19 protein-coding genes are annotated in these 21,941 nt (G+C 73.9%); 8 read left to right on the top strand and 11 right to left on the bottom strand.

Annotated features, from left to right (window positions below):
- Window positions 1-106: 106 nt before the first annotated feature.
- The 4 genes from AKI01S_RS41775 to AKI01S_RS41760 form a co-directional block, all read right to left on the bottom strand.
- The gene (locus AKI01S_RS41775; RefSeq protein WP_067831296.1) at window positions 107-859 is read right to left on the bottom strand and encodes a succinate dehydrogenase/fumarate reductase iron-sulfur subunit; all 753 of its coding nucleotides are present in this window, start codon (window positions 857-859) and stop codon (window positions 107-109) included.
- A 2-nt stretch (window positions 860-861) separates the two neighbouring features.
- Entirely contained in the window at window positions 862-2,802 is a 1,941-nt protein-coding gene (locus AKI01S_RS41770) for a fumarate reductase/succinate dehydrogenase flavoprotein subunit (RefSeq protein WP_067831295.1), read from the bottom strand.
- 2 nt (window positions 2,803-2,804) lie between these two features.
- Complete coding sequence (locus AKI01S_RS41765) at window positions 2,805-3,536, bottom strand: succinate dehydrogenase cytochrome b subunit (protein WP_084000774.1); 732 nt, start codon at window positions 3,534-3,536, stop codon at window positions 2,805-2,807.
- Between the two features lie 124 nt (window positions 3,537-3,660).
- A complete protein-coding gene (locus AKI01S_RS41760) occupies window positions 3,661-4,986 on the bottom strand; it encodes a PP2C family protein-serine/threonine phosphatase (RefSeq protein ID WP_245682007.1) in 1,326 nt (441 codons plus the stop codon).
- Between the two features lie 321 nt (window positions 4,987-5,307).
- Between AKI01S_RS41760 and AKI01S_RS41755 the strand changes: the two genes are divergently transcribed.
- Both AKI01S_RS41755 and AKI01S_RS41750 read left to right on the top strand, forming a co-directional pair.
- Complete coding sequence (locus tag AKI01S_RS41755) at window positions 5,308-6,981, top strand: ABC transporter transmembrane domain-containing protein (protein WP_067831291.1); 1,674 nt, start codon at window positions 5,308-5,310, stop codon at window positions 6,979-6,981.
- Between the two features lie 166 nt (window positions 6,982-7,147).
- Entirely contained in the window at window positions 7,148-8,902 is a 1,755-nt protein-coding gene (locus AKI01S_RS41750; RefSeq protein WP_067831289.1) for an ABC transporter ATP-binding protein, read from the top strand.
- A gap of 11 nt (window positions 8,903-8,913) precedes the next feature.
- On the opposite strand, the gene AKI01S_RS51365 is transcribed toward AKI01S_RS41750, so the two are convergent.
- The gene (locus AKI01S_RS51365; protein ID WP_157420539.1) at window positions 8,914-9,078 is read right to left on the bottom strand and encodes a hypothetical protein; all 165 of its coding nucleotides are present in this window, start codon (window positions 9,076-9,078) and stop codon (window positions 8,914-8,916) included.
- Between the two features lie 113 nt (window positions 9,079-9,191).
- On the bottom strand, window positions 9,192-11,270 hold the full coding sequence (locus AKI01S_RS41745) for a S9 family peptidase (RefSeq protein WP_067831287.1): 2,079 nt from the start codon (window positions 11,268-11,270) through the stop codon (window positions 9,192-9,194).
- Window positions 11,271-11,455: 185 nt separating this feature from the next.
- On the opposite strand from AKI01S_RS41745, the gene AKI01S_RS41740 reads away from it, so the two are divergent.
- The 4 genes from AKI01S_RS41740 (at window position 11,456) to AKI01S_RS41725 (ending at window position 15,302) form a co-directional block, all read left to right on the top strand.
- Window positions 11,456-12,940: a serine/threonine-protein kinase gene (locus AKI01S_RS41740; protein ID WP_067831285.1), complete on the top strand. Its 1,485-nt coding sequence runs from the start codon at window positions 11,456-11,458 to the stop codon at window positions 12,938-12,940.
- 246 nt (window positions 12,941-13,186) lie between these two features.
- Complete coding sequence (mshB, locus tag AKI01S_RS41735; protein WP_067831283.1) at window positions 13,187-14,083, top strand: N-acetyl-1-D-myo-inositol-2-amino-2-deoxy-alpha-D-glucopyranoside deacetylase; 897 nt, start codon at window positions 13,187-13,189, stop codon at window positions 14,081-14,083.
- 22 nt (window positions 14,084-14,105) lie between these two features.
- Window positions 14,106-14,591, top strand: a complete 486-nt coding sequence (locus AKI01S_RS41730; protein WP_067831281.1) for a DUF6113 family protein — start codon at window positions 14,106-14,108, stop codon at window positions 14,589-14,591.
- 186 nt (window positions 14,592-14,777) lie between these two features.
- Window positions 14,778-15,302, top strand: a complete 525-nt coding sequence (locus tag AKI01S_RS41725; RefSeq protein WP_067831279.1) for a flavin reductase family protein — start codon at window positions 14,778-14,780, stop codon at window positions 15,300-15,302.
- Here AKI01S_RS41725 and AKI01S_RS41720 read toward each other — a convergent pair.
- Both AKI01S_RS41720 and AKI01S_RS41715 read right to left on the bottom strand, forming a co-directional pair.
- On the bottom strand, window positions 15,284-16,888 hold the full coding sequence (locus AKI01S_RS41720) for a DHA2 family efflux MFS transporter permease subunit (protein WP_067831277.1): 1,605 nt from the start codon (window positions 16,886-16,888) through the stop codon (window positions 15,284-15,286). The two genes, AKI01S_RS41725 and AKI01S_RS41720, sit on opposite strands and share 19 nt — an antisense overlap.
- A complete protein-coding gene (locus AKI01S_RS41715) occupies window positions 16,885-17,502 on the bottom strand; it encodes a PadR family transcriptional regulator (RefSeq protein ID WP_067831275.1) in 618 nt (205 codons plus the stop codon). The genes AKI01S_RS41720 and AKI01S_RS41715 overlap by 4 nt, the downstream gene beginning before the upstream one ends.
- 180 nt (window positions 17,503-17,682) lie before the next feature.
- Here AKI01S_RS41715 and AKI01S_RS41710 point away from each other — a divergent pair, with 180 nt between their 5' ends.
- The gene (locus AKI01S_RS41710; protein WP_067831273.1) at window positions 17,683-18,681 is read left to right on the top strand and encodes a glycosyltransferase family 4 protein; all 999 of its coding nucleotides are present in this window, start codon (window positions 17,683-17,685) and stop codon (window positions 18,679-18,681) included.
- Window positions 18,682-18,696: 15 nt separating this feature from the next.
- Here the strand turns inward: AKI01S_RS41710 and AKI01S_RS41705 are convergent, their stop codons facing one another.
- Both AKI01S_RS41705 and rocD read right to left on the bottom strand, forming a co-directional pair.
- Entirely contained in the window at window positions 18,697-19,743 is a 1,047-nt protein-coding gene (locus AKI01S_RS41705) for a glycosyltransferase (RefSeq protein WP_067831271.1), read from the bottom strand.
- 138 nt (window positions 19,744-19,881) lie between these two features.
- The gene (gene rocD, locus AKI01S_RS41700; protein ID WP_281186203.1) at window positions 19,882-21,075 is read right to left on the bottom strand and encodes an ornithine--oxo-acid transaminase; all 1,194 of its coding nucleotides are present in this window, start codon (window positions 21,073-21,075) and stop codon (window positions 19,882-19,884) included.
- A 185-nt stretch (window positions 21,076-21,260) separates the two neighbouring features.
- Here rocD and AKI01S_RS41695 point away from each other — a divergent pair, with 185 nt between their 5' ends.
- Window positions 21,261-21,740 carry an Lrp/AsnC family transcriptional regulator gene (locus AKI01S_RS41695; protein WP_067831268.1) on the top strand — a complete coding sequence of 160 codons (480 nt, stop codon included), beginning with the start codon at window positions 21,261-21,263 and terminating at the stop codon, window positions 21,738-21,740.
- A 4-nt stretch (window positions 21,741-21,744) separates the two neighbouring features.
- Here the strand turns inward: AKI01S_RS41695 and AKI01S_RS52140 are convergent.
- Window positions 21,745-21,941, bottom strand: a 197-nt coding sequence (locus AKI01S_RS52140) for a hypothetical protein (protein WP_176582795.1), incomplete at its 5' end; no start/stop codon positions are given.

The following is a 21,941-nucleotide window of genomic DNA, read 5'->3' as shown; positions in this document are numbered from 1 at the left end:
GGGGGGGGTGATGAGGTCGCGTTGGGAGGGCCGTGTGGTTGGAGCCTGGGAACGCGTGTGCCCCGGGACCTGGCGGCCCGGGGCACACGCGATGTTCCGGTGGCGGTTACTTCTTGCGGCCGCCGACCGTGGCCTTGAAGTAGTCCCGGTTCAGCGTGCTGATCACGTCGAGGGGGATGCCCTTCGGGCAGGCCACCGTGCACTCGCCGGTGTTGGTGCAGCCGCCGAAGCCCTCCGCGTCGTGGGTCTCCAGCATGTTGACCACCCGGTCCCAGCGCTCGGGCTGGCCCTGGGGCATCAGGCCCAGGTGGGTGATCTTGGCACCGAGGAACAGGGCGGCCGAGCCGTTGGGGCAGGCCGCGACGCAGGCGCCGCAGCCGATGCACTCGGCGGCCTCGAACGCCCTGTCCGCGGCCGGCTTGGGCACCGGGACCGAGTGCGCCTCGGGGGCGGTGCCGGTCGGGGCGGTGATGTAACCGCCCGACTGGATCATCCGGTCCAGCGGGGAGCGGTCGACGACCAGGTCCTTGACGACCGGGAACGCCCTGGCGCGCCACGGCTCGACGTCGATGACCTCGCCGTCCTTGAACTTGCGCATGTGCAGCTGGCACGTGGTGGTGTTGCGCTCGGGACCGTGCGGGGTCCCGTTGATGACCAGCGAGCACATGCCGCAGATGCCCTCGCGGCAGTCGTGGTCGAACGCGACGGGCTCCTCGCCCCTGGTGATCAGTTCCTCGTTGAGGACGTCGAGCATCTCCAGGAAGGAGGCGTCGGGGGAGATGTCGTCGAGCGGGTACTCGACCATCTTGCCCGCGTCCTGAGGACCCTTCTGGCGCCAGATGCGCAGTGTGACCTTCATGATTACTTGTACGACCTCTGTGCGGGCTTGACGTATTCGAACTCGAGGGCTTCCTTGTGGAGCACGGGCGTGCCCTGGCCGCCCCACTCCCAGGCGGCGACGTAGGAGAAGTTCTCGTCGTCGCGCTTGGCCTCGCCGTCCTCGTCCTGGGACTCGGCGCGGAAGTGGCCGCCGCAGGACTCGGCGCGGTGGAGGGCGTCGACGCACATCAGTTCGGCGAGTTCGAGGAAGTCGGCGACGCGGCCGGCCTTCTCCAGCTCCTTGTTGAGCTCCTCGCCGACGCCGGTGACCTTCACCCGGGTCCAGAACTCCTCGCGCAGCGCGGGGATGAGCTCCAGCGCCTTGCGCAGGCCCTCCTCGGTGCGCTCCATGCCGCAGTACTCCCACATGACGCGGCCGAGCTCGCGGTGGAACGAGTCGACGGTGCGGTCGCCGTCGATCGACAGGAGCCTGTCGATCTGGGAGCGGACGCGCTCCTGGGCCTCGCTGACGGCCGTGTCGGAGACCTCGTCGAGGCCGGTGTTGCGGGCCAGGTAGTCGCCGAGGCCGGTGGGCAGGACGAAGTAGCCGTCGGCCAGGCCCTGCATCAGGGCCGAGGCGCCGAGGCGGTTGGCGCCGTGGTCGGAGAAGTTGGCCTCGCCGATCACGAACAGGCCGGGGATGTTGGACTGCAGGTCGTAGTCCACCCACAGGCCGCCCATGGTGTAGTGGACGGCGGGGTAGATGCGCATCGGAACCTCGTAGGGGTTCTCGCCGGTGATGCGCTCGTACATCTCGAACAGGTTGCCGTACTTGGCCTCGACGGTCTTGCGGCCGAGGCGCTTGATGGCGTCGGCGAAGTCGAGGTAGACGCCCTGGCCGCCGGGGCCGACGCCGCGGCCCTCGTCGCAGACGTTCTTGGCGGCGCGGGAGGCGATGTCGCGCGGCACCAGGTTGCCGAACGAGGGGTAGATGCGCTCCAGGTAGTAGTCGCGCTCGTCCTCGGGGATGTCGTTGGGGTTGCGCTTGTCGCCGACCGCCTTGGGCACCCAGACGCGGCCGTCGTTGCGCAGCGACTCCGACATCAGCGTCAGCTTGGACTGGTGCTCGCCGGAGTAGGGGATGCAGGTCGGGTGGATCTGCGTGTAGCAGGGGTTGGCGAAGTAGGCGCCGTGCTTGTGGGCCCGCCAGGTGGCGGTGACGTTGGAGCCCATGGCGTTGGTGGACAGGAAGTAGACGTTCCCGTAGCCACCGGAGGCCAGCACGACGGCGTCGGCGGTGTAGCTCTTGACCTCGCCGGTCATCAGGTCGCGGACGATGACGCCGCGGGCCCGCCCGTCCTGCATGATCAGGTCGAGCATCTCGTGGCGGGCGTGGAGCTCGACGTTGCCGGCGTCGACCTGGCGCATGAGGGCCTGGTAGGCGCCGAGCAGGAGCTGCTGGCCCGTCTGGCCGCGGGCGTAGAAGGTGCGGGACACCTGGGTGCCGCCGAACGAGCGGTTGTCGAGCAGGCCGCCGTACTCGCGGGCGAACGGGACGCCCTGCGCCACGCACTGGTCGATGATCTGCGTGGAGATCTCGGCGAGGCGGTGGACGTTGGACTCGCGGGCGCGGAAGTCGCCGCCCTTGACGGTGTCGTAGAACAGGCGGTGCACGCTGTCGCCGTCGTTGCGGTAGTTCTTGGCGGCGTTGATGCCGCCCTGCGCGGCGATGGAGTGGGCGCGGCGCGGCGAGTCCTGGAAGCAGAACTGGATGACGTGGTAGCCGGCCTCGCCCAGGGTCGCGCCGGCGGAGCCGCCGGCGAGCCCGGTGCCGATGATGATGATCTTCTTCTTGCGCTTGTTGGCCGGGTTGACGAGCTTGGCCTCGAACTTGCGCGTGGTCCAGCGGTCCTCGACCGGGCCCCGCGGGGCCTTCTCGTCGGCGATCGGGTCGCCGAGGGTGAAGAGGGTGTCGGTGGTCATGGTCAGCTCACCAGTCCGAAGGTGACAGAGAGGGGCACGATGAGGAAGCCGATGGTCAGCACGAGGGCCAGGCCCCCGGCCAGCAGGCGCAGCGCGCGGTTGTTGCGGGGGCTGCGCAGGCCGAGGGTCTGGAAGGCGCTCCAGACGCCGTGGCGCAGGTGGAGGCCGACCATGACGACACCGACGATGTAGATCGCGGTGACCCAGAACCGTTCGGGGGCGAAGTCGGCGACGACGCGGTCGTAGGGCGTCGCGGCGGAGCCCTTGGGGTTGACCACGAAGAACGTCAGGTCCAGCAGGTGCCAAATGATGAAGAGCAGCAGGGTGATGCCGCCGTACCGCATGATGTGGGTGGCGTAGCCCTGCGCGTGGGACTTCTTCTTGCCGTGGTACTTCACGGGCCGGGCGGCGGAGGCGCGCCGGGCCAGTGACCACGCGGACCACATGTGCAGGACCACCGAGAGCACCAGCACGACCTCAAGGAGGGTCAGCAGGGTGCGGTAGGGCACCACGGGCTCACCCATCGTGCGCAGCCAGTGCGCGTAGTGGTTGAAGCTCTCGGCGCCAAAGAAGATCTTCCAGTTCCCGATCATGTGCAGGACGAGGAACGTCACCATGACGGCGCCGCTCACCGCCATCACGGCCTTCTTGCCGACGGTCGATCGGTAAATCGCAGGTATCGCTATAGCCACGCCCGAACCGTACGACTGCCTGGGGAAAGAGATCCAAGTCATGGCGGCACTCGTTTCGATAGCCGCTGGCTATGAACGGTGCCGGTCCGGGCTTTTCCGACGCGACGTCGGCGAGGTGAAGTGAGCGACTTCACAGCGCGAGCCGGGAACTACAAGCTGTAGTACATCAGTTGGTATCGGCCCGCCCCGCGTCGGCGGTGGGCGCGGTGACCAGGACCGGAGCGGTGTGGCCTGCCTCGTCGGAGTGCGCGGACGGGGCGGTGCGCGGCCGGTGCGACAGCATCAGCACCGCCAGGTCGTCGGTGAGCGCGTCGCCGTTCAGCTCCTCGACCTCGGCGACCAGCCGGTCGATCAGGCCGCGGCCGGAGGCGCCGTCGGCGCGCGCGGCGCGGGCCAGTCCGGTCAGGCCCTCGGTGCCCAGCCGGGTGGAGGTGCCGTCGCCGGTGCGGCCCTCGATCAGGCCGTCGGTGTAGAGCAGCAGGCTCCACTCGGTGGCGTCCCGCCCGCCGAGCTCCACCTCGGTGGTCGGCCAGTCCGCGCCGGGGAACAGCCCCAGCGCGGGGCCGTGCGCGTACTCGGGCAGCGCCGTGACCTCGTCGGGCCCGCCGCCGGCGGCGGGCCGGAACAGCAGCGGCGCGGGGTGCCCGGCCAGGTGCAGGCGGGCGGTGCGGCGCGACGGCGCGATGGTGACGTTGCACAGCGTCGTGAAGATCTCCTCGCTGCGGCGTTCGTGGCCCAGCACGGTGTCCAGGATGCGCAGCAGGTCCTCGCCCGAGTGCCCGGCCAGCACCAGGGTGCGCCAGGCCATGCGGAGCTGGACGCCGAGGGCGGCCTCGTCGGGGCCGTGCCCGCACACGTCGCCGATCATCAGGTGGACCGCGCCGTCGGCGGTCTGCACGGTGTCGTAGAAGTCGCCGCCGAGCAGGGCGCGGCGGCGGCCCGGCCGGTACCGGGTGCAGTGCGTCAGGGCCGGGTCGTCGATCAGCGGGACGGGCAGCAGGCCGCGTTCCAGCCGGGCGTTCTCGCGGCCCAGGATGCGGGCCTCGACCAGGCGGCGCTCGGTCTCCTCGGCGCGCTTGCGCTCGATGGCGTAGCGGACCGCGCGGGCCAGCAGCGGCCCGTCGACCTCCTGCTTGACCAGGTAGTCCTCGGCCCCGGCGGCGACGGCGCGCACGCCGAGCGCGTCGTCGTCGAGGGCGGTGAGCACGACGACGGCGGCGTTGCCGGACATCTCCAGGACCTGCCGCAGGCCCGCCAGGCGGTCGATGCCGGGGGCCGACAGGTCGACGATGATGCACTGGACGTGCCGGCCCATCCGGGCGCGGGCCTGCTCCAGGGTGGTGGCGGTGGTGATCCGCGCGTCCACGCCGCTGTCGGCGAGCATCCGGTCGACCAGCACCATGTCGGAGGGGTCGGCGTCGATCAGGAGCAGGTCGACCCGCTCCTCGGCCCCGGCGGGCAGGAAGTGCGGCTGGTGACTGAGTGTGCTCACGAAAGGGTTTCCGGACGGTAGGCGGCGGCTGGACTCACCGGCGGGGCGCGCGGGCGGCGGACCGTTCCGCGCGTCGCCGACGCACGGTCGTGGGCGGGGGGCGGTCCGCGCCGGGCGGCGGCGGGGCGTCCCGGCCACCGGGGTCCCGGCTCATGGAGCGCAGGAACATCGGCCCCGACGATATCCGCTCTGATCGCGTGCGCGCATCCCCGCGACCGTGCATGGTCTTCAACGGAATGTGACGCCGGGACGTTCCCGCTGGTGGGAACCCCCCGAAAAATCAGTGGTTCCGCACGCGGCCGCCTGCTTACGCTGCGTCGCGTGAGAACGTTGCCGGTCGACGATCCCGGAACGCCCGACCATCGCTCCCCGACGCGCTACCTCACCTGGCTGGTGCGGACCCAGGCGCCCACGGTCATCGCCGGGGCCCTCCTCGGGGTGGTGTGGATGCTCGCCCAGGCGGTCATGCCCGCCGTGGTGGGCCGCGCCATCGACCAGGGGGTGGCCGCCCGCGACCCCGCGGCGCTGGCGCTGTGGGCCGGAGCGCTGCTCGGGCTCGGCGTCGTGCAGGCCGTGGCGGGCGTGACCCGGCACCGCAACTCGGTGTTCAACTGGCTGGCCGCCGCCTTCCGCACGGTCCAGGTGACGACCCGGCAGGCCGCCCGGCTCGGCGCGACGCTGCCGAAGCGGCTGAGCGCCGGGGAGGTCGTGAGCGTCGGGGTGTCGGACGTGGCGCACATCGGCGACGCCATGGACATCCTGTCGCGCGGCTCGGGCGCGATCGTGGCGATCGTCGCCGTCGCGGCGATCATGCTGGTGGCGTCGCCGCCGCTGGGGTTGATCGTGCTGGTCGGCGTGCCGGTGATCCTGCTGCTGGCCGCGCCGCTGCTGCGGCCGTACCGGCGCCGCGAGGACGCGCACCGGGAGCTGGTCGGCGAGCTGAACACCCACGCCACCGACCTGGTGGGCGGCCTGCGGGTGCTGCGCGGGATCGGCGGCGAGACGCTGTTCGCCGAGCGGTACCGCGGCGAGTCGCAGCGGGTGCGGAGCGCCGGGGTGCGGGTCGCGGCGGCCGAGTCGCGGCTGAGCGGCGCGGAGGTGCTGCTGCCGGGCCTGCTGGTCGCGCTGGTGACCTGGGCGGGGGCCCGGTACGCCGCCGACGGGCGGCTCAGCGTGGGGCAGCTGGTGTCGTTCTACGGCTACGCGGTGTTCCTGATCCACCCGCTCAAGACGCTCGGCGAGCTGGCCGGGAAGCTCACCAAGGGGCATGTGGCGGCGGGCCGCGTGGTGCGGCTGCTGGAACTGGAGCCCGAGGTCCCGCTCGCCGGGACGGTCCGCCCCGACGGCCCCGGCGACCTCGTGGACGCCGGGTCCGGGCTGGTGGCGCGGCCCGGCGAGCTGACGATGGTGGCCGCCGCCGACCCGCGCGACGCCCAGGCCGTCGCCGACCGGCTCGGCCGCCACGCGCCCGGCGAGGTCACCTACGCCGGGGTGCCGCTGGCGGACCTGGCCGACCTGCGCGACCGCGTCCTGGTCGCCGTCAACGAGGACCGGCTGTTCTCCGGCCCCCTCGCCGGGTCCCTGACCACCACCGGGCGCGGCGACCTGGACGCGGCGCTGGTCACCGCCAACGCCGAGGACATCGTGGCCGCCGTGGGACGCGACGCGCACGTGGCCGAGGCGGGCCGGGAGTTCTCCGGCGGCCAGCAGCAGCGGCTGCGGCTGGCCCGCGCCCTGGCCGCCGACCCGGAGGTGCTGGTCCTGGTGGAGCCGACCAGCGCCGTCGACGCCCACACCGAGGCCCGCGTCGCCGACCGGCTGCGCGCGGCCCGGCCCGACCGGATCACGGTGGTGTGCACGACCAGCCCGCTGCTGCTGGACCGCGCCGACCGCGTCGCCTACGTCGAGGACGGCCGCGTGGTCGCCGAGGGCACCCACCGCGAACTACTCGACACCGCGTCCCGCTACGCGGCCGTCGTGACCAGGGGAATGTGATGGCGAACGGGCGCGCGTCGTCTGGACCGGCCCGCGAGCGCAGCGAGCCGATGGGCAGTGCGCACACGCGGAGCGAGCGCAGCGAGCGGAGTGGGGGCTTGCGACCGGAGCGACGAGGGAGGACGGCGCGTCAAGCGCCCGTTCGCCGCCGAGCGGAGGCGAGGCCATGAGTACTGCCCGGAAACTGCCGGTCGCGTCGGCGGCGCAGGTGCGGGCCTACGCCCGGCGGCTGACGTTGCGGCACCCCCGCGCGCTGGCCGGGGCGCTGGCGCTGCACGCCCTGGCCGCGGTGTGCGGCCTGGTCGCGCCGCGCCTGCTGGGCGAGCTGGTCGACGGCGTGTCGCGGGGGCGGGCGGCGATCGACCGGATCGGCCTGGCCATCGCCGCGTTCGTGGTCGCGCAGGGCGTGCTGACCTGGCTGGCCCACTACGCCTCGGCGCGGCTCGGCGAACGCGTGCTGGCCGACCTGCGCGAGGAGTTCGTGGACCGGGTGCTGGCGCTGCCGCTGTCCACCGTGGAACGCGCCGGGACCGGCGACCTGGTCAGCCGCACCTCCCGCGACGTGGACGCCCTGGCGACCAGCGTGCGGTACGCGGTGCCCGAGACGCTGATCGGGGCCATGGCGGTGGTGTTCACCGCCGGGGCGCTGGTGCTGACCGGCCCGCTGGTGGCGCTGCCGTGCCTGGTCGCGGTGCCGCTGCTGTGGGGCGTGATGCGCTGGTACCTGCCGCGCGCCCGCGAGGGCTACCTGCGGGAGAACGCCGCCTGGGCCGAGATGACCGACGGCCTGGCCGAGACCGTGCACGGGGCGCGGACGGTGGAGGCGTTCGGGCTGGCGGCGGCGCGGCGGCGGCGCGGCGACGCCGACATCGCGCGGACCTGGCGGGCCGAGCGGTACACGCTGCGCCTGCGGACGGTGCTGTACCCGGTGATCGAGATCAGCTTCGTGCTGCCGGTGGCGGCGACGCTGCTGGTCGGCGGGTTGTTGCACGCCAATGGCCTGGCGTCGCTGGGGCAGGTGACGGCCGCGACCCTGTACGTGGTGCAGATCAACGGCCCCATCGAGATGCTGCTGAGCTGGCTGGACGAGCTCCAGGTCGGCGGCGCGTCCCTGGCCCGGCTGCTGGGCGTGGGCAACGTCCCGCCGGACCGCGTGGCGGGCGAGGCCCGGCCCGACGGGGAACGCCTCACCGCCCGCGGCGTCCACTACGCCTACCGGCCCGGCCACGACGTGCTGCACGGCGTGGACCTGGCGCTGCGGCCGGGGGAGCGGCTGGCGATGGTGGGGCCGAGCGGGGCGGGCAAGTCCACGCTGGGCCGCCTGGTGGCCGGGGTGGACGGGCCCCGCGCGGGCACGGTCACCGTCGGCGAGGGCGCGGCCGTCCCGCTGGTGGAGCTGCCTCTGGAGGAGCTGCGCGGCCATGTCGCGCTGGTCACCCAGGAGCACCATGTGTTCCGGGGGGCGCTGCGCGACAACCTGGTCATGGCCCGGCCCGGCGCGACCGACGAGGAGGCCGCCGCCGCGCTGGCCGCCGTCGACTGGGACGGCCCCGGCCTGGACGCCCGCGTCGGGTCGGGCGGCGAGACGCTGTCCCCGGCGCAGGCCCAGCAGCTCGCGCTGGCCCGCCTGGTGCTGGCCGATCCGCACACGCTGGTGCTGGACGAGGCCACGTCGCTGCTGGACCCGCGCGCGGCGCGGCGGCTGGAACGCTCGCTGGCCGCCGTCCTGGACGGCCGCACCGTCGTGGCGATCGCCCACCGCCTGCACACCGCCCACGACGCCGACCGCGTCGCGGTGGTGGAGGACGGCCGGATCACGGAGCTGGGCACCCACGACGCGCTGCTGGAGGCGAACGGCTCCTACGCGGCGCTGTGGGCGAGCTGGCACGGCGACCACCAGCCGGACCGCACGGGCCGTTAGGAACGGGGCCGTCAGGAGCTGCGGGTGTGCAGCATCCACAGCGCCACGGCGGAGGCGATGGTCACCACGCCGGTGCCGACGCTGAGGGCGATCTGCATCGCGCCCTCGAACGCGAAGCTGGTGGAGACGTTCACGGAGATCGCGATGGCGAGGACGAACCAGAGCAGGGGCTTCATGACGGACCTTTCGGGTTGATCGACTGGTTCCGATCCTGCCGGTCCGGCCGCCGCGCCCCCAGCGGGCGCGCTCCCGGGTCCGGGGTGTAGCCAGCTACACCCCGGACCCGGCGTTACGCGAGGTTCTCCTTGAGGAAGGCCACCTGCAGGGTCAGCAGGTTCTCGGCGATCTCCTCCTGCGGGGTCATGTGGGTGACGCCCGACAGCGGCAGGACCGTGTGCGGGCGGCCCGCCGCCAGCAGGGCCGAGGACAGGCGGAGGGTGTGGGCGGCCACCACGTTGTCGTCGGCCAGGCCGTGGATGAGCATGAGGGGCCGTTCGAGCTTGCCCGCCATCGCGATCAGCGAGTTGGCGGTGTAGTTCTCCGGCTCCTCGTCGGGGTGGCCCAGGTAGCGCTCGGTGTAGTGGGTGTCGTACAGGCGCCAGTCGGTGACCGGCGCGCCCGACACCGCCGCGTGGAACACGTCCGGGCGGGCCAGCACCGCCAGCGCCGCCAGCCAGCCGCCGAACGACCAGCCGCGGATGCCGACGCGGTCCAGGTCGAGGGCTCCGGGGTGCCGCCGGGCCGCCTCGGTCAGCGCGGTGATCTGGTCCTCCAGCACCGGGCCGACGAAGTCGCCGCGGACGGCGCGTTCGAACACCGGGCCCCGGCCGGGGGTGCCGCGCCCGTCGGCGATCACGACGGCGAAGCCCTGGTCGGCGAGCCACTGCGCCTCGTTGTAGGCGCGGCGGACCGCCAGGACGCGCTGGGCGTGCGGGCCGCCGTAGGGGTCCATCAGCACCGGCAGGCGGCCGTCGGCGGGGGTCCAGCCGGTGGGCAGGACCACGGCGGTGCGGATCTCGCGGTCCCCGGCGCGCAGCAGCTCGACCTTCGGGGTGATCGCCGGGGTCTCGGCGCGGGAGGCGATCGCGTGGACGCCGCCGGGGGCGCGGACCTCGACGGTGGTGCCGTCGGCGTCCAGCCGGCTGCCGCTGACCAGCGTGACGTCCCCGGAGCGCAGCCCGGTGAACACTCCCTGGCCGTCGGTGAGGCGGGTGACGCCGCCGGCGGCCGACCAGGTGTGGACGTGGACCTCGGTGGGCTCCTCGGAGGCGGTGAAGAGGATCTCGTCGCCGTCCACGCCGAGGACGGAGCGGACCTGGAGGCCGGGCGGGGTGACCGGCCGGCCCGCGACCGTGACGCGGCGGGTTTCGGCGCCGTGGTCCTCGGTGATCCAGACCAGCTCGCCGCCCAGCCGCGCCGGGATGCCCGGAACGATCTCGGTCCACACCGGGTCGTGCTCGGTGTGGACGAGGGCGGTCTCGCCGTTGGTCGGGTCGACCTTCAGCACCCGCTGGGTGCGCTGGTCGCGGGACTGGGTGACGATCAGCAGGCCGTGCCGGTCCCAGGAGGCGGTCACCACGTAGGGGAACTCGCCCCGGTCCCAGGCCACGCCGGTCCGCCCGCCGTCGATCTTCAGCAGGACCAGGCCGACGATCGCGTTGGGCGTCCCGGCGGCCGGGTAGGCCGTCTCGGCGGCGGGCCGCTCGGGGTTGGCGGGGTCGGCGATGGTCCAGCGGGTGACGGGGGTCTCGTCCACGCGGGCGGCCAGGACGGTCCCGCCGTCGGGCGACCACCAGTAGCCGCGCATCCGGCCCATCTCCTCGGCCGCGATGAACTCGGCCAGGCCGTAGGAGATCTGGTCGGTCTCGGGCTGCACGAGGGCGCGGTCGTCGGAGCCGTCCACGCCGATCACGCGCAGGGTGCGGTCGGCGACGTAGGCGACGTTCCGCCCGGCGGGGTCCAGGCGCGGGTCGAACACCGGGGTCCGCGCGGGAAGCTGCCGGACGTCCCCGGACACCAGGTCGGCCAGGAACAGCTGGCCGCCCAGCGTGAACACGGCCTGCTGGCAGTCGCGGTCGACGGCGTAGCCGACGATGCCCCCGGCGGCCTCACGGGCGCGTTCGCGCCGGGCGCGCTCCTCGGCGGGGAGGTTCTCCTCGCCGGGGACGTTCAACGCGGTGGGGTCGGCGAGCAGGCGTTCCTCGCCGGTCGCGGTGTCCAGCGTCCACAGGCAGGTGACCGGGTCGTCGCCCGCCTTGGTGCGCAGGAAGGTGACCAGCGACCCGTCCGGGGCGATCTGGAAGGCCCGCGGCACGCCGAGGGTGAACCTCCGGGTGCGGGCGCTCTGCCGTGGATAGCTGATGCTCATGACAAGAGTCTGCCAGCCGGGTGGCGGCGTTCCCGACGGGCATGGCGGGCGCCGTCGGGACATTCGGTGTATATCGGTTGCGCGACTTGATCGCTGGGGAACGGGCAACACGCCTTGGTCGGGCGGCCCGCTCGCGTAAGCTCAAAGCTTCGCCAAGCTCTCACCGCGCGTTGAAGGAGTTGTCCATGCCGGAGCTGCAGCCGGGTGATCCGCGACGGCTGGGGTCCTACGAGGTGCTCGAACGCCTGGGTGAGGGCGGCCAGGGCGTCGTCTACCTCGGCGTGGACGCCAACGGCTCCCACGCGGCGATCAAGCTGTTGCGGGCCGACCTGGCCGGGGACGCCTCGGCCCGGAACCGGTTCGTCCGCGAGGCGCAGGCCGCCAAGCAGGTCGCGCGCTTCTGCACCGCGCAGGTGCTGGAGGCCGACGTCGCGGGCGACCAGCCCTACATCGCCAGCGAGTACGTCCAGGGCCCGTCCCTCTACAAGCAGATCACCGAGCAGGGTCCGCTGGTCGGGGCGGCGCTGGAGCGGCTCGCGATCGGCACCGCGACGGCGCTGGTGGCGATCCACCAGGCCGGGATCGTGCACCGCGACTTCAAGCCGCACAACGTGATCATGGCGCCGGACGGCCCCCGCGTGATCGACTTCGGGATCGCGCGGGCCCTGGACACCGGCCAGACCGCGGCCACCAAGGCGATCGGGACCCCCTCCTACATGGCGCCCGAGCAGGTGGCCGGGGAGCGGCTGACCGAGGCCGTGGACGTGTGGGCCTGGGCGGCGACGATGGTGTACGCCGCGACCGGTCGGCCGCCGTTCGGCGACGACACCGTGGTCGCGGTGATCAACCGGGTGATGCACGAGCCTCCGACGCTGGCCGGCGTCCCCGAGGACCTGCACCCGCTGCTGGCGGCGTGCCTGGTCAAGGAGCCGCACCGGCGGCCCACCGCGCAGCAGATCATGATGACGATGATCGGCAGCGGTCCGGTGGCGCAGACCCGGATGGAGGACGCGGCGCAGGCCACCTCGATGCTGGCGGCCGGCGAGACGATGGCGGCGGGCATCGCCCCGCTGCCGCACGCCGACCCCGCCGGCGGCACCCGCCGGGTGACGCCCGCCGAGTTCACCGGCACGCTGCCCCCGGCCCCCGGCTACGAGACCCAGCCCGCCGGGTACGGCGGCGGGCGCGGCGCCACGCGCGGCGGCTACGTCGACCGCGGCTACGACGACCGCTACGCGCCCGAGCGCAAGTCCCGGTGGCCGATCTTCGCGGCCGTCGCGGCGATCGCCGTGCTGGCGCTGGTGGTGGGCCTGGCGATGGCCGCGACCAACGACCGGACCGGCAACACCGACGACCCGAGCCCCTCCGACTCCACCAGCAGCCAGCGGGAGACCCGGACCGAGGAGACGCGGGACCCGGTCGTCCCGCAGTCCCCGCGCACCACCCGCTCCACCACGCCGCGGGAGACCCGGACCGTGCCGACCCGGCAGCCGACGACGCGTCCGACGCAGCCGACGACGACCGGGCAGCCGCCCACCTCCGAGAACCCGACCGAGACCGGCCCGCCGACGGGCGGCGGGAACAACGGCGGCGGTGGCGACAACGGCGGGGGCGGCAACGGCGGCCAGAACGACGGCAACGTGCGCGACAACTCCACCGGCGGGTCCTGAACCGGGCGACGCGGCCACGAAGCGGACACGGCGCGGCCCCGGCGCGGGACACGGGGTCGCAGATCACAGGGTCGGGCGACGTCACCGCCCGGCCCGCTGAGTACGCTCGGAGACTATGACCTGCTCATCGCCACGCCTTCGGCACGGCGGGCCATGGTGCTGGAACTCCTGGTCTTCCCTCGTCGCCTGCAAGATCGCTAGTCCGCTCCCGATCTTGACGCTCCCCAGTCCAGACCAGGAGGCACCATGACCGGCCAGCGCATCCTGTTCGTCCACGCCCATCCGGACGACGAGTCCATCGGGACCGGGGCGACCATGGCCAAGTACGCGGCCGAGGGCGCCCACGTGTGCCTGGTCACCTGCACGCTCGGCGAGGAGGGCGAGGTCATCCCGCCCGAGCTCGCCCACCTGGCCTCCGACAAGGAGGACCGGCTCGGCGAGTACCGGATCGGCGAGCTGGACGCCGCCTGCGCGGCGCTCGGCGTCACCGACCACCGCTTCCTGGGCGGCGCGGGCCGCTGGCGTGACTCGGGCATGATGGGCGCCCCCACCAACGACGACCCGCGCTGCTTCTGGCAGGCCGACCCGGCCGAGGCCGCCGGGGCGCTCGTCGAGGTCATCCGCGAGGTCCGTCCGCAGGTGATCGTCACCTACGACGAGCGCGGCAACTACGGCCACCCCGACCACATCCAGGCCCACCGGGTGGCGCGGCGCGCGTTCGAGCTGGCCGCCGACCCCGGCCACCGGGACGGCCGGGAGCCGTGGCGGGCCGCCAAGTTCTACGCCTACGCCACCCCCCGCACCGTGCTGGCCCGCGCGGTCGCGGTGATGCGGGAGGCGGCGAAGCTGCCGTTCCCGCGCGTGGCGGGCCTGGAGGAGCTCGGCTCGGCGGTCCCCGACGACCTGGTCACCACGGCGATCGACGCCCGCGCCCACCTGCCCGACAAGATCGCCGCGCTGCGCGCCCACCGCACCCAGATCACCGTCGCGCCCGACGAGGTCGGCCCCTACTTCGCGCTGTCGAACAACCTGGGGCAGCAGGCGTTCGGCACCGAGTACTACATCCTGCTGGAGGGCGAGCGTGGCACGGGCACCGGTCCCAACGGCCGGGAGAACGACCTGTTCGCCGTCCCCGCCCGCTGATCGGCTGGATACCCTGACGGACGTGGACCCCAACGACGACGCCCGCGTCACCCTGGAGAAGGGCGCCGCACCCCCGGACCATCCGCCACCCGCCGCCCCGGCCGAGACCCCCGTGGCGGCCGTGCTGGCCGGTGCGTCCCACGGTGCGTTCGCGCTGCTGGGCGTGGTGGTGGCGGTGCTGGGGTCGTTCGCCCAGAACTGGATGGTCGTGGCGCTGCCGATCCCCGCCGCCGCGCTGGCGCTGCTGAACTTCGCCCTGGTCCGCGGTGCGGGCTGGGCGACCGGGAGCCGGCTGGGCGCGTTCGTCCCGGCGGCCGCCTGGGTCGTGGTGACGCTGGTGCTGTCGCTGAAGCGCCCGGAGGGCGATCTGGTGATCGGCGGCACGGTGAGCGGTTACGTCTACATCATCGGCGGGATCCTGGCGGCGGTCGGCGGCTGGCTGGCGACCCCGCCCGCCCGGCCGGCCGGCGACTGGCTGACCCGCGGGGCCACGCGCGTCGACGGGTAGGCGCGGCCGGGCGGACGGCCGGGCGGGCCCGCGCCGCACGCGTTCGTCGTGGGGAATGGCGTGGTTTCTGCGAGTGGTCGCGTTCGTGAGTGTCACCGGGACGGGTGATGTCCCCCTCGTCCCGGTGCCGGGCGGGTGCCCTGGCCGGGTGGGCGTGATGTACCGGCGGGTACAGTCGGAACCATTGTGAGCGATGACCCCCACCTCCCCGCCCCGGCCGCCCCGGCGGTCGATCCGGTGCTGTTCCGGCAGGTGGTCGGGCGGTTCGCGACGGGGGTGGCCGTGGTGTCCACCGTCGTGGACGGCGTCGACCACGCCATGACCGTCAACGCGTTCACGTCCGTGTCGCTGGAACCGCTGCTGGTGCTGGTCTGCCTGGAGAAGACCTCCCGGCTGCACGACATGGTGCTGGGCGGCGGGACCTGGGCGGTCTCGGTGCTCGGGGAGCGGCAGCGGGAGGCGTCGCAGTGGTTCGCCACGCGGGGGCGGCCCCTCGACGGGCAGCTCGACGGGTTCGCCGTGGAGCGCGGGGCCGTCACCGGGGCCGTGATCCTGTCCGGGGCGCTGGCGGCGATCGAGTGCCGCACCCACGCCGTGCACGACGGCGGGGACCACAGCATCGTGGTCGGGGAGGTCCTCTCGCTGGACCTCCCCGACCCCGACGGCCGTCCGCTGGTCTTCCACCAGGGGCGTTACCGGGCCATCGCCTGATCCGGGACGGGGTCCCGCCGGGGCTCGCCCCGGTAGGCGCGCACGCCCAGGCAGGCCACCGCGCCGCACAGGACCACGGCCAGCGCGACCCCGACGGTCGGCTTCATCGCGTCGACGAAACCGTGGGCGAACACCTGGGCGGCGAGGTCCTGGACCTGGTGGGCGGCCCCGGGGGAGGTGCCGGGCGGCGGGGTCGTGCCGTGGTGGGCCGCGCCGACCTCCAGGCCGCCCTTGGCGGCGTTGGAGAAGCCGTCGACGAAGCCCTCGCGGGCCTGCGGCGGCAGGGCGGTGGCGCGTTCGGCCGCCTCGGTCCGCAGCGCGGCGGCGAGCTGGTGCTGGAGCACCGCGCCGACCACCGCGCCGCCGAGCACCGAGCCGACCTGGCGCATGGTGTTGTTGACGCCGGAGGCGGCGCCGGCCAGGTGGCGCGGGACGTTGCGGGTGGCCTCGGTGCCCATCGGCGCGAACACGCCGCCGACACCGATCCCGCTGATGATCATTCCGGGCAGGAGCGCGGGCCAGGGGGTGTCGGGGCCCGCGGCCGCGAGGAACCACGCGTTGCCCGCCACGTACAGCAGCAGACCGCCCATCAGCAGGAACCGGCCGCCGATCCGGTCGGCCAGCCGGCCCGAGACCGGGGCGAGCAGCATCGACATCAGCGAGGAGGGGGCCATCACGAGGCCCGCCTTCAGGGCGCTGTAGCCCAGCACCGACTGCAGGTAGATGGTCATCGGCAGGAACACGCCGACCATGCCGACCGACACGGTCGCGGCGACGAAGTTGAGGATCGCGAAGTTGCGGTCCTTGAACAGCGCGAACGGCACCAGCGGCTCGCGGTCCTGCCTGCCGCGCTGGTGCAGCACGAACACGGCCAGCAGCACCGCCGACAGTCCGAGCAGGCCCCAGATCCAGGCGGCCCAGTCGTACTTCTGGCCCTCGGTGAGCGCGAACGTCAGGCACAGCAGCGCCGCCGACGCCAGCAGCACGCCGGTCAGGTCGAAGCGGTGCCGCACGGCGCGGGTGCGGCCGGGCAGGATCGGGAACGCCAGCGCCACCACGGCGATCCCGATCGGCAGGTTCACCAGGAAGATCCAGCGCCAGTCCAGCGAGGTGACCAGCACCCCGCCGACGGTGGGTCCGGCGATGGCGGACACGCCCGCGACCGCGCCCCACACGCCGAGGGCCGCGCCCCGGCGCTGCGGCGGGAACGTCTCGATGATGATCGACATGGTCTGCGGCATCAGCAGCGCCGCGCCCAGGCCCTGCACGGCCCGCGCCGCGATCAGCTGGGCGGGGTCCTGCGCCAGCCCGCAGGCCAGGCTGGCCAGGGTGAACACGACGACCCCGGCGACGAACAGGTTCTTCTTGCCCCACAGGTCGCCGAGCCGCCCGGCGGTGATCAGCAGGACGGCCAGGGTCAGGACGTAGGCCGAGGTGATCCACAGGGCCTGGTCCAGCGAGGCCCCCAGCCTGTCGATGATGCTGGGGATCGCGATGTTGACGATGGTCAGGTCGAGCAGCGTCATGAAGAACCCGAGGGACAGGGTGAGCAGCACCGCCCAGGGGTTTCCGCGCAGCTTGGTCATGAGGTCTTCTTCCGGGGGGTCTCGGGTCGGTCGATGCAGCTGGAGGAGTCGCCGGGGGTCCAGTCGAGACGTCCGGCGGCCAGGTCCTCGACCAGGCCGGTGATGTAGTCCAGCTCGGTCCGCAGCTGCGCGATCTTGAGTTCCTGGTCGAGCATCTTCGGGCGTTCCAGCCCGCGTTTGATCAGCGCGTCGTAGGCGGTCTGCTCGGCCGCCACCTGCGACTGCAGCACGACCGCGCGGGTCCGCAGATGGATCAGCGCCGCGCCGGGCTCCATCATGATGATCAGCGCGAGCGCCGTGCCGAACAGCGGGAACTCGACCTCGGGCCGGGCCAGCAGCTCGGCCAGGCGGTCCTGGGCGGCGTCGCGGCCCCGCTCGGTGATCGCGTAGACGGTGCGTTCGGGACGGCGCCCCTCCCGGCTGGTCTCCAGCGGCTCGATCAGCCCGTTCGCGGCGAGCCGGTCCACGGTGCTGTAGAGCGCGCCGTGGGTGAGCTTGACCGCCTGGTCGTAGGCGCGGACCCGGATCTGCTGCTGCATCTCGTAGGGGTGCATCGGGCCTTCGAACAGCATCCGCAGCACGGTGAGCGCCAGGGGCGTGAGGGGACGGGCCATCTCCACCTTCTTAGTCCGGCTGGATTGGTCTAACTAGACTAATCCAGCCGGACGACAAAATGCGAGCGGGTCACGGCGTTCCCAAGAAGTGCCCAGGTCGGCCAACGCCGAGGGCGCGCCCCCGGGCCGCGCGGGGCGGGCGGGCCTACGGTCGCCACGACGTCCGGAGCGGAGGTGGCCATGCGGGTCGGGGTGCCGGGGAAGGTGTGGGAACGCCGCGTGGGCGGCGACACCGCCCATGCCCGCGCGCTGTACGAAGGGCTGCGCCCGCTCGGGGTGAACGTGGGTCCGCTGGCCGAGGGGCTGCTGTGGCCGCGCGGGACGGGCATCGACCTGCTGCACTATCCGGCCGCCACGGGCGCGCCGGTCCTGGCGCCGGTCCCGGCGCGGGTGCCGGTCTGCGCGACCCTCCACGGGCTGCCGCCGCACCGGCCCGCCGGAACGCGCCGCACCCTGGCCGAACGGATCTGGTACCGGCGCGTCGGCGGCATGGCGCGCGCCGCCGACGCGGTCGTGACGGCGTCGGAGTTCTCGGCCGGGCGGATCCGCCGCGCGTTCGGGGTGCCGGCGCGGCGGCTGCACGTCATCCCGCCCGGCGTGGACACCGGACGGTTCCACCCCGGCGCCGACGGCGACGCCGCGCTGCTGGGGCCGGTGCGGCTGCCCGAGCGGTTCGTGCTGTCCCTCGGCCCGCCCTCGCCGCGCGCGAACGTCCCCCTGCTGGTCGAGGCCACCGCCCGGCTCGGCGTCCCGCTCGTGGTCGCCGGGGGGCCCGGCGGCGGGGACGCGCGCACCGTCCGCGTCCTGGACGCCGCCCCGCACGCGCGGCGGCTCGGCGCGGTGCCCGGCGCTCTGGTCGCGCCGCTGCTGCGGGCGGCGGCGGTGCTGGCCGTCCCGTCCCCGCACGGCGGGTGCGGGCTGCCGGTGCTGGAGGCGATGGCCTGCGGCACCCCCGTGGTGATCTCCGACCGGGGCGCGCTGCCCGAGACCGCCGGGGGCGCGGCGCGGATCGCGCGCGGGCTGACGGTGGCGGGGCTGGCCGCCGCGCTCGCCGAGGTGCTGGACGACGAGTCCGCCGCGGTCGGGCTGCGCGAGCTGGGCCTCGGCCGGGCCCGAGCGTTCACCTGGGACGCCACCGCCCGGCGCCATCTGGAGGTCTTCCAGACCCTGGTGGGCTGACGCCGGACTCGCGGATCAGCCCTGTGACGCGGGCGGCGCGGGTGGCGGGGGAGCGGGGAGCAGCGCCCCGGTCAGCCCCTCCAGGTGCCCCACCGACCGGTGCAGGTGCAAGGCCGCCTCCGGCCTCCGGCGCCGCAGGAACGCCAGCGCCGCCGCCCCCAGCGGGCGCGCGATGGCGCGGGCGCACGCGTACCCGCCGTAGTGCCGCCGGTGGACGCGCCCGGCGCCGCGCGCCGCGTGCCGGGCCCTGGCGCCGTGCTCGGGCGTTCCGGCCGGAGGGGCGTCGGGGTCGTGCTCGAACACCCGGATGTCGGGCGCGTGGTTGAGGACGCTTCCGGCGCGCAGGCCGCGCAGCAGCAGGTCGGCCGTCGCGCCCGACTGCCAGGGGGTGTCGCAGCCCGCGCCCAGCCCCTCGTCGAACCCGCCGGCCGTGCGCAGGAAGGACGCGCGGAAGAAGCAGGACTCGGCGGGGGCGAGCGTCCAGACGTTGCGGTCGTCGATGCGCGCGGGACGTTCGCCGAGCGGCGGTCGCGCCCCGCCACCGCCGACCATGCGGCCGGACACCACGTCGGCCCCGGCTTCGAGGGCTCGGGCGCCGCGTTCCAGCGCGTCCGGCGGGTACCAGGTGTGGTCGCCGGGGAACAGCACGACGTCGAAGCCGTCCGGCTCGGCGAGGGCGACCATGCCCCGGGCCGGACCGGCGGCGACGAGCTCGCGGGCGGTCCGCTCGGCCGGCGGCCGCGGCGCGGGCGCGCCGAGCATCGCGTCGAGCGTGCCGATCGCGGACGGACGTTCGACGGCGGAGGCCTCCAGGACGCCGAGCGCGACCAGGCCCGCGTTGCGCCCGGCGGACGTGCCGCCCGGCGCGGTGACGTGGTGGACGGCGAGCCGGTCGGAGCGGTGCTCGACGACGGCGGCGGTGCCGGGCCGGCGGCCCCGGTCCACGACGACCACCCGCGCCGGGGGCAGCGTCTGCCCGGCCAGCGACAGCAGCAGGCGGTCCAGCAGCCGCGGCCTTCCGACGGTGGTGACGATGACCGCGATTCGCGGTGCGGGCGACATGGTGATCATTGTCGGAGCCGGGGACGCGCGGGCCGCGCAGCCCGGAACGCGTGTGTCGCCGGAGTTCCGCCGATGGCGCGGGCGGCCGCCGGACTCCGTTGTCCGGGGGCCGCCCGAGTCTTTGCGCGGGGCCGGTGTTCAGCCCTTCAGCGCGGTCTCCAGCTGGTCCAGCGCCCAGTCGAGATCTTCCCGCTCGATCACCAGCGGCGGGGCGAGCCGCAGCGTGGTCTCGTGGGTCTCCTTGGCCAGCACGCCCAGCTCCATGAGCCGCTCGCTGACCGGCCGGGCCCTGCCGTGCAGCTCGACGCCCGCCCACAGGCCGCGCCCGCGCACCTCCTGCACCAGGTCGCTGGACAGCTCGCCGAGCCGCCGGTGCATGTGCGCGCCGAGCTCGCGGGAACGTTCCTGGAACTCGCCGGTCCGCAGCATCGCGACGACCTCGCGCCCGATGGCGCAGGCCAGCGGGTTGCCGCCGAACGTGGAACCGTGCTGGCCGGGCTTGAAGACCCCGAGCACGTCGGCGTTCGCGACGACGGCGGAGACGGGCATCAGGCCGCCGCCGAGCGCCTTGCCGAGGATGTAGACGTCGGGCACGACGTCCTCGTGGTCGCAGGCGAACGTCGTCCCGGTGCGGCCGAGGCCCGCCTGGATCTCGTCGGCGAGCATCAGCGCCCCGCGCTCGGCGCACAGCTCCCGCACGGCCCGCAGGAACCCGCTGGGCGGCACGTTGACGCCGGCCTCACCCTGGATCGGCTCGACCAGGACGCCGACGGTGTCGTCGTCCATGGCGGCCTTGAGCGCCGCGACGTCCCCGTAGGGAACGGTCCGGAATCCCGGCGTGTACGGGCCGTAGGAGTCCTTGGCGTCCGGGTCGGTGGAGAACGACACGATCGTCGTCGTCCGGCCGTGGAAGTTGCCGTCGAAGGTGATGATGTTGGCCTGGCCGGCCGGGACGCCCTTGACCTCGTAACCCCACTTGCGCGCGGTCTTCAGGGCGGTCTCGACGGCCTCGGCGCCGCTGTTCATCGGCAGCACCATGTCCTTGCCGCACAGCTCGGCCAGCTCGGTCACGAACGGGCCGAACTGGTCGTGGTCGAACGCGCGGCTGACGAGGGTGACGCGGTCCAGCTGCCGCCGCGCGGCCTCCACGAGCCGCGGGTTGCGGTGGCCGAAGTTGACGGCCGAGTAGGCGGCGAGCATGTCCAGGTAGCGGCGGCCCTCGACGTCGGTGACCCACGCGCCGTCCGCCTCGGCGATGACGATCGGCAGCGGATGGTAGTTGTGCGCGCTGTGCTCCTCGGACATGGCCCGTAGCTGGTCGGATCGTGTCACGACGCTCCTTCGCCCGGTTCGGTCCGGCCGGTCTGGCCGGGATCGCTGGACACACCGGTGGTGACCGGTGCCGAGGGGGGTGTGCGGACCGCGCCGACAGGGGGTGGGCGGCGGCCCTGAACTCAGCGTATGTTCGGGATCAACCGGCGACCAATGCTGAAAATCGACTTGGGGGGAGTTGTTTGTTGCGTCTTGACGAGTTGGACCGTCGAATCGTTGCGCACCTGCTGGAGGACGGCCGCGCCTCCTACGCGCAGATCGGCGACCGCGTCGGATTGTCGGCCCCGGCGGTGAAACGCCGGGTGGACCGATTGCGCGCCGAGGGCGTGATCACGGGGTTCGCGGCGGTGGTGGAACCGGCGGCGCTGGGGTGGGGCGCGGAGGCGTTCATCGAGATCTTCTGCACCGGGGCGACGTCCCCGGACGAGATCTACTCCAGCATCCGCAACCACCCCGAGGTGGTCGCCGCCTACACGGTCAGCGGCGACGCCAGCGCCCTGGTGCACGTGCGCGTGCGCGACATCCAGCATCTGGAGCAGACCCTGGAGCGGCTGCGCCGCGAGGACAACATCACGGCGACCAAGACGGCGATCGTCCTGTCCCGCCTGATCGGCCGTCCCACCGACACCCCGGCCCGCCCGACGGAACCGGTGCGGACCTCCTGAACCGTCACATCAGGAACGCGAACAGCAGGGCGACCAAGGCGACGATCCCGGCGACCGCGCCGCAGGCCAGCACGACCAGCATCTCGCGGTCGGTGCGCCGCATGCCGCCCGGCGGGGGAGCGGCGGGGCCCGGGGCGGGCGGGGGCGCCGGTTCCGGCGGGAGCATCACGGGCCGCCCGTCCGGAGGCGCGGCGGGCGGCC

Origin of the sequence: Actinomadura kijaniata NBRC 14229 (genome assembly GCF_001552175.1) — a bacterium.
Classification (GTDB): Bacteria; Actinomycetota; Actinomycetes; order Streptosporangiales; family Streptosporangiaceae; genus Spirillospora; species Spirillospora kijaniata.
The sequence above is the reverse complement of the archived record's forward strand: the minus strand, read 5'-3'. Positions and strand labels throughout refer to the sequence as shown.

What these genes read in the sequence shown, in the direction of transcription:
- AKI01S_RS41775 (WP_067831296.1), bottom strand. Translation starts at nt 859, where the DNA reads ATGAAGGTCACACTGCGCATCTGGCGCCAGAAGGGTCCTCAGGACGCG.
- AKI01S_RS41770 (WP_067831295.1), bottom strand. Translation starts at nt 2,802, where the DNA reads ATGACCACCGACACCCTCTTCACCCTCGGCGACCCGATCGCCGACGAG.
- AKI01S_RS41765 (WP_084000774.1), bottom strand. Translation starts at nt 3,536, where the DNA reads ATGACTTGGATCTCTTTCCCCAGGCAGTCGTACGGTTCGGGCGTGGCT.
- AKI01S_RS41750 (WP_067831289.1), top strand. Translation starts at nt 7,148, where the DNA reads ATGAGTACTGCCCGGAAACTGCCGGTCGCGTCGGCGGCGCAGGTGCGG.
- AKI01S_RS51365 (WP_157420539.1), bottom strand. Translation starts at nt 9,078, where the DNA reads ATGAAGCCCCTGCTCTGGTTCGTCCTCGCCATCGCGATCTCCGTGAAC.
- AKI01S_RS41745 (WP_067831287.1), bottom strand. Translation starts at nt 11,270, where the DNA reads ATGAGCATCAGCTATCCACGGCAGAGCGCCCGCACCCGGAGGTTCACC.
- AKI01S_RS41740 (WP_067831285.1), top strand. Translation starts at nt 11,456, where the DNA reads ATGCCGGAGCTGCAGCCGGGTGATCCGCGACGGCTGGGGTCCTACGAG.
- mshB (WP_067831283.1), top strand. Translation starts at nt 13,187, where the DNA reads ATGACCGGCCAGCGCATCCTGTTCGTCCACGCCCATCCGGACGACGAG.
- AKI01S_RS41720 (WP_067831277.1), bottom strand. Translation starts at nt 16,888, where the DNA reads ATGACCAAGCTGCGCGGAAACCCCTGGGCGGTGCTGCTCACCCTGTCC.
- AKI01S_RS41715 (WP_067831275.1), bottom strand. Translation starts at nt 17,502, where the DNA reads ATGGCCCGTCCCCTCACGCCCCTGGCGCTCACCGTGCTGCGGATGCTG.
- AKI01S_RS41710 (WP_067831273.1), top strand. Translation starts at nt 17,683, where the DNA reads ATGCGGGTCGGGGTGCCGGGGAAGGTGTGGGAACGCCGCGTGGGCGGC.
- AKI01S_RS41705 (WP_067831271.1), bottom strand. Translation starts at nt 19,743, where the DNA reads ATGTCGCCCGCACCGCGAATCGCGGTCATCGTCACCACCGTCGGAAGG.